The following is a 7509-nucleotide window of genomic DNA, read 5'->3' as shown; positions in this document are numbered from 1 at the left end:
GGCAGCACATCCAGCACCACAAACGCCGACGGCACCATGTACTCCGGCAGCACTTCCGCCACCGCCGACCTCAGCACCCCACCATCCACCGCACCGCCCTCAGGCACCACATACGCCACCAGACGCCGGTCCCCCGGACGGTCCTCCCGCACCACCACCGCCACCTGAGCCACCCCGGACCGCGCGGCCAGCACCGACTCGATCTCCCCCGGCTCCACCCGGAAACCACGGATCTTCACCTGGTGATCCACCCGGCCCACAAAGACCAGCTCACCATCCCCACCCCACCGCACCAAGTCGCCGGTGCGATACATCCGCTCCCCCGGCTCACCGAACGGACTCGCCACAAAACGCTCGGCCGTCAGCCCCGCACGACCCCAATACCCGCGCGCAAGACCCACACCCGACACATACAACTCACCCGCAACACCCACCGGCACCGGACGCAACGCACCATCCAGCACAAAGACCCGGGTGTTCCAGATGGGGCGGCCCATCGGCGGGGTGACGCTGCCGTGCAGCGGGCGGCTCATGGTGGCGCAGACGGTGGTCTCCGTCGGGCCATAGGCGTTGATCATGCGGCGGCCGGCGGACCACTGGCCGACCTGTTCCGGCGGGCAGGCCTCACCCGCGACCACCAGCACCATGTCCGCCGGCAGGGCGTCGGCGGGCAGGGTGGCCAGGGCGGCCGGCGGGATGGTGGCGTGCGTGACTGCGTGGCGGTGCAGGACCTCGGCGAGGCCCTGGCCGGGCAGCAGTTGTTCGGCCGGTGCGAGAACGACGGCGCCGCCGGCCAGCCAGGCCGTGCACAGCTCGGAGACGGAGGCGTCGAAGCTCGGCGAGGCGAACTGCAGCACCCGGCTGCCGGAGTCGATGGCGAAGCGGTCGTTCTGCGCGGACGCGAGGTTGCCCAGGCCCTGGTGGGAGACGACGACGCCCTTGGGCCGGCCGGTGGAGCCGGAGGTGTAGATGATGTACGCCGGGTGGGCCGGGTGCAGCGGGCTCAGGCGCTCGCGCTCCTCCAGGTCGCCCGCGGCCATCGTGGCCAGCTCCGCGACGGTCTGCGGTGCGTCCACCACCAGATGGGGCAGGCCGGACGGCGCGGCCAGGGCCGGCTCGTCGAGCCCACCGGTGTCGGTGATCAGCAGCGCGGGCCGGGCGTCGTCGAGCATGTAGCCGATGCGGTCGGCGGGATAGGCGGTGTCGACGGGCAGATAGGCGGCGCCGACCTTGAGGACGGCGAGCAGCGCCACGGCCAGCGAGGCCGAGCGGGGCAGCGCGACGGCCACGAACTGCTCGGGGCCGATACCTCGATGGCGCAGCAGCCTCGCCAGCCGGTTGGCGCGCGCGTTGAGCTCGGCGTATGTGAGACGCGCGGCGTCGGAGAGGACTGCGGGCGCGTCGGGGGTGGCGGCGGCACGGGTCTCGAACAGGTCCGGCAGAGGCTGGATGGGCAGGTCCCATTCGGTGTCGTTCCACTCGCACAGCAGCTGCCGGCGCTCGTCGAGGCTGAGCGCGCTGGTCCTGGCCACGCGCCGGTCCATGCCGTCGGCACCGTCAACGAACGTCTCGAACAGCCGGATCAGCCGTTCGGCGATGCGGGCGGAGTCGTCGTGTCTGTACAGATGCGGCAGATAGCCGATGCGAAGCTGCATCCGCTCCCGGGGCAGCACCGCGAGGCTGAGCGGGTAGTGGGTGGCGTCGCGGCCGTCGATGCCGGTGACGCGCAGGCCGCCGGCGCCCAGGGAGTCCGGGTCGAGCGGGTAGTTCTCCAGGACGGTGATGGTGTCGAACAGCTCGCCGTGCCCGGTCAGCCGGCTCACGTCGGCGAGCCCCAGGTGGTGGTGGGCAGTCAGCACGGACTGCTGCTCCTGCACCCGGGTCATCAGCTCCAGCAGCGTCTCGGCGGGGTCGACGCGGACGCGCACCGGCAGCGTGTTGATGAACAGGCCGATCATCGACTCGACGCCCGGCAGCTCCGGCGGACGCCCGGCGACGGTGCCGCCGAAGACGACGTCGTCGCGGCCGGTGAGCTGCCCCAGCAGCAGCGCCCAGGCGGACTGCACCACGGTGCCCAGGGTCAGTCCGTGGCGGCGGGCGGTGTCGGTGAGGGCGTCGGTCAGCCGCTCGGAGAGGTCCACGACGAGCTGCTGCGGGGCGGCGCCCGCGGGGTCGGTGCCGCGGGCGCCGGGCCCGGCGAGCAGGGTGGGCTCGTCCAGGCCGGACAGCGCCTGCTGCCAGGCGGTCTCGGCGGCGGTGCGGTCCTGGTCGGCGACCCAGTTGAGGTAGGTGGCGTACGGGGTGGGGTGCGGCAGTGCGGCGGCGCTCTCGTCGGCACCGGCCGCGTACAGCTCGAACAGCTCCTGGACCAGCAGCGGCATGGACCAGCCGTCGAGCAGGATGTGGTGGTTCGACAGGACGAGCAGATGCCGGTCGGCGGCCAGCCGGACGAGGGTCAGGCCGATCAGCGGGGCCTGTTCCAGGTCGAAGCGGTGGGTGCGCTCCCGGGCGAGGAAGTCCGCGACCTGTTCGGCACCGGCGTCGGTGAGGTCGACCGTCTGCCAGCGCGGTGCCACGTCCGCGCGGATGACCTGGACCGGTGCGGGCAGACCGGCGTGGTGGAAGCCGGCCCGCAGGTTGGGGTGGCGGCGCAGCAGCGCGGCACCGGCGGCGCGCAGCGCACGGGCATCGACGGGCCCGGACAGTTCGAAGGTGAACTGCACGGTGTAGACGTCTTGTTGGTCCGTGCCGTACTCGTCGTACAGGGCGTGGAAGAGCAGCCCCTCCTGGAGCGGGGACAGCGGCAGGACGTCCTCGAGCGGGGCGTCGTCGGCGGCGCTCAGCCGGTCGATCTGGGGCTGGGTGAGGGTGACCAGCGGGAAGTCGGAGGGGGTGGCGCCGCCCGCGCCGGGCTGTGCGGTGTGCTTGGTGAGCGCGGCCAGTTCCGCGAACCACAGCTCGGCCAGTTCGCGGACCTCGGCGGCCGACAGCACGCCCGGCGCCCAGCCGAGGTGCGCGGTCAGCTCGGGCCCCTGCGGGCCGTCCTGCGCCAGGCAGTTGACCTCCAGGGCATGGACCGGCGGCATGGCCAGGTCGTCGCCGCCGGCGAGCCCGCCGGTCAGTGCCCAGTCCTCGTCGGTGGTGCGGATACGGCCCAGGTAGTTGAAGGCGATGTCCGGGGCGGGGCGGGGGGCTATCCGGTCGGCGGCCCCGGGGGCGAGATGGCGCAGCAGGCCGTAGCCCGCGCCGCGGCCGGGCACGGCCCGCAACTGCTCCTTGACCTGCTTGAGCGCCTCGCCGATGTCCTCGTGGCCGGCGTCCAGGCACACCGGGTAGAGGCTGGTGAACCAGCCGACGGTGCGGGTGAGGTCGGCCTCGCGCCAGTCGCGGCCATGGCCTTCGAGGTCCAGTACCACGGGGGCACCGGCGTCGCCGCGGCCGTGGGCGCGCCGCCAGGCGGCGACGGCGCGCGCGAAGGCGGTCAGCAGCACATCCTCGGGGCCCGCGCGGAAGGCGGCGGGCACAGAGGTCAGCAGCGGGGCGGTGCGGTCGGCGGGCAGGGTCAGCCGCAGCGACTGCGCGGTACCCGCCGCGTCGACGGCCGCATCGAGGGCGCGGCGACCGAGCGGTCGCTCCTCGGTGGCGCCCAACACCTCGTTCCAGTAGTGGATTTGGGCCGACAGCTCGGTGCCGGACGCTTCGGCCGCGCGGCCGGCGGCCCAGGTACGGAAGGAGGCGGCGACGGGGTCCAGGGCGATCGGCTCGCCCCGCTGGACGGCGGTGTATGCGGCCTCCAGATCGGCGGCCAGGATGCGCCAGGAGACGCCGTCGACGACCAGATGGTGGGCGACGAGCAGCAGCCGGCCCGGCCGCGCGGGCCCGGCGTCGAACCACACGGCGCGCAGCATCACCCCGTCGTCGGGGCGCAGGGCGGCGACCGCGGTGGCGCGGTAGCGGCCGATCACCTCGTCGTATGCGCTCTCGTACGCGTCCTCGTCCAGCGCGTCGCCGGCGAGCACGCCGACATCGACCCGGGTCAACAGACCGTCGGGCGGGACGTCCTGGGGCGCCGGGATGTGCAGCCGCCACTGCCCGGCGTCGCGGACCAGGGTGGCGCGCAGCGCGTCGTGGTGGCCGGTCAGTGCGGCCAGGGCCGCCGTCAGCGGGCCGGTGCGGGCGCCGGCCGGGGTGCGCAGCAGGGCGGACTGGTGGTAGCCGTCGATACGGCCGCCGCGTTCGGCCAGCCACTGCATCATCGGCGTCGGTGCGCAGCCGCCGAGGGCGTCGGCGCGGTCCTCGTGGGCGGGCTGCGGGGCGCGCTCGGCGACGGCGGCGAGTGCGGCCACGGTGCGGTGCCGGAAGACGTCCCGGGTGGTCAGCACCAGCCCGGCGCGGCGGCAGCGGGAGACCAGCTGCATGGAGACGACGGAGTCGCCGCCCAGGTCGAAGAAGCTGTCGTCGATGCTCACCCGGGCCACGCCCAGGGCCTCGGCGAACAGCGCGCACAGCAGCTCTTCTTCGGGGGTGCGCGGCTCCCGGCCGTCCGCCAGGGCACGGATCTCGACGGCGGGCAGGGCGCGGGTGTTGAGCTTGCCGTTGGGGGTGAGCGGCAGCGGGCCGTCGAGGGGCACGATGACGGCGGGCACCATGTAGCCGGGCAGTACCTCACCGACATGGGCGCGCAGTGCGGCGGGGTCCACGGCGCGGCCGGCGGCCGGTACGGGGTAGGCGACCAGGCGCTTCTCGCCGGGCCGGTCCTCGCGGGCGATGACGGCGACCTGGGCGACGTCGGGGTGCGACTCGAACGCCGCCTCGATCTCGCCGAGTTCGATGCGATAGCCGTTGATCTTCACCTGGTGGTCGGCGCGGCCGACGAACTCCAGTTGCCCGTCGGCGCTCCACCGGGCGACATCGCCCGAGCGGTACATCCGGGTGCCCGGCGCGCCGTAGGGGTCGGCGACGAAGCGGCCCGCGGACAGGTCCGGGCGGCCCAGATAGCCGCGGGCGACGCCCTCGCCGGCCACGTACATCTCGCCGGGCACCCCGGGCGGCACCGGCCGCAGCCGCTCGTCGAGGACATAGACGCGCAGGTCGGGGAGGGGGCGGCCGATAGTGGAGCCGGCGGCGCGGGCCGCGTAGGGGCGGTCGAGGGCGATATGCGTGACATGCACCGTGGTCTCGGTGATGCCGTACATGTTCACCAGGACCGGCGCGGTGTCCGCGTGGCGGGCGTACCAGTCCTCCAGGCGCCACAGGTCCAGCGCCTCACCGCCGAAGACGACGGTGCGCAGCGCGAGCCCGGCGCCGAGCTCCGGGTTCTCGCGGTCGGCGCGCATCAGCTGGTAGAAGGCGGACGGCGTCTGGTTGAGGACGGTGACCCGCTGGTCGGCGAGCAGCCGCAGAAAGTCCTCCGGGGAGCGGGAGACCTCGTACGGGACGACGACGAGGGTGGAGCCGTGCAGCAGCGGGCCCCACAGCTCCCAGACGCTGAAGTCGAAGGCGTAGGAGTGGAACATCGTCCACACGTCGCGCTCACCGAAGTCGAACCAGCGGGCCGTGGCGTCGAAGAGCCGGACGACATTGGCGTGCGGGACGACCACGCCCTTGGGACGGCCGGTGGAGCCCGAGGTGTAGATGACATACGCGGGGGTGTCCGGGCGCAGCGCGGAGGTGCGGTCGGCGTCGGTGGGCGCGGTGGCCGGCTGCCGGGCGAGCTCCTGCTCGGTGTCGGCCGCGTCGAGGACGAGGACGGGGGTGCCGGCCAGGTCCACCTGCGACAGATCGACGCCGGAGGCGGTCACCACCAGCGCGGGGCGGGCGTCGGCGACCATGTACGAGAGGCGGTCGGCGGGGTAGTCGGGGTCCAGCGGGACATAGGCCGCGCCGGAGGTGACGACCGCCAGCAGCCCGGCGACGAGGTCGGCGGAGCGGGGCAGGGCCAGCGCCACATAGGTCTCGGGGCCGATGCCGCGGGCGCACAGCAGGTGGGCCAGGCGATGGGCGCGGGCGGCGAGTTCGGCATAGGTGAGGCGGGTGTCCTCGTGGACGACGGCGGTCGCGCCGGGGTTGCGGGCGGCCTGGGCGCCGAAGAGGGAGACGAGGTGCTGCCCGGTGGCCTCGGGCAGGGCGGCGGCGGGCTCGGCGCCGGCCCAGTCGTCGAGGATCAGCGCGCGTTCCGCGGCGTCCATGAGCGGGGCCTCGCCGAGGGGCCGCTGCGGGTCGGCGGCGCCCAGCTCGGTCAGGAAGCGCAGAAAGCGCTGCTGGTGGCGGTCGACCTCCTCGGCGGTGTACAGATCGGCGTTGGCGTCGAAGTCGATCTGGAGACCGGCGCCGTCGGTCCGGTCGTAGACGATCACCGAGAGGTCGTCGGCGGGGCCGATGGACAGGTTGTGGACGGTGGCGCGGTGCTCTCCGAACCGCAGGTCGTAGTCGAACATCATGACGTTGACCTGCGGGCCGACCAGCGGCTGGTCGCCGTCGAGCTGGAGGTCGCGGCGCAGCCATTCGTAGCGGTAGCGCTGGTGCTTGAGGACGGCGCGCATCTCGGCGACGACCCGCTCGACCAGTTCGACGAGGGAGAGCGCGGGGTCGGCGGCCACCCGCAGCGGCAGCACATTGGAGACCATGCCCGGCACCCGGCGCGGGGTGCGGCCCAGACGGGTGGTCACCGGCAGGCCGAGGACCACCTCGTCGGCGCCGGACATCCGCTGGAGGTAGGCGCCGGTGACGGCGATGACCAGCGGCGGCCAGGGCACGCCGATCTCACGGGCCAGCCGGCGCAGCGCCTCGGCCTGTGCGGCGGGCAGATGGGCCGTACGGCGCACCAGACGGCGGGCGGTGGCCGACGGCTTGGGCGTCAGCGAGGCGGGCTCGGGCAGATCGGCCAGGCGGCCGGCCCAGAACTCGCGGTCCTTGGCGTACTGCGGCGAGTCGCGGTAGGCCGCCTCGAGGTCCAGCAGATCGGTCAGCTCGCCGAAGGTGCACTCGGGCGGCTCGGCGCCGGCGGTCAGGGCGGTGTAGACCTCGCTGACGCGGCGGGCGATCAGCGCCACGGTGAACCCGTCGACCAGGACGTGGTGATAGCGGTGCAGCCAGAACCAGCGGTCCTCGGCGATCTTGAACAGGGCGAAGAGGAACAGCCCCGCGTCCTGGTCGACCGGACGGGCCAGATCGGCGGCCATCCAGCGCTCGGCGGCGGCCACCGGGTCGGCCTCCGCGGACACATCGATGCGGTGCAGGGTCCACTCGGGCTCGATGGGCAGCAGCCGTGCGCCGCTCTCGCCGTCCTCGATGCGCACCCGCAGCGTGCCGGTCTCGGCGACGACCCGACGCAGCGCCCGCTCGAAGAGCACGGCGTCGACGAGGCCGTGGATCTCCAGGTACTCACCGGTGTTGTAGACGGTGTTCGACGGGTCCAGCTGCTGAGCGAACCAGATTCCCTGCTGTGCCTGGCTGGGCGACAGTCGGGGCAGACGCTCATCAGGCATGACTGTCCTCTCGGCCGGTAGA

Annotated in this window: 1 protein-coding gene; it reads right to left on the bottom strand. The window is 73.6% G+C overall.

The genetic code is table 11. The features are described from left to right. A partial coding sequence (locus tag AB0D04_RS19530) for an amino acid adenylation domain-containing protein (protein WP_362704623.1) occupies window positions 1-7487 on the bottom strand: 7487 nt, incomplete at its 3' end. Between the last annotated feature and the right edge of the window lie 22 nt (window positions 7488-7509).

The sequence above is a fragment of the Streptomyces sp. NPDC048483 genome (assembly GCF_040651455.1).
GTDB lineage: Bacteria > Actinomycetota > Actinomycetes > Streptomycetales > Streptomycetaceae > Streptomyces.
This window is presented reverse-complemented; position numbering and strand designations above follow the sequence as displayed.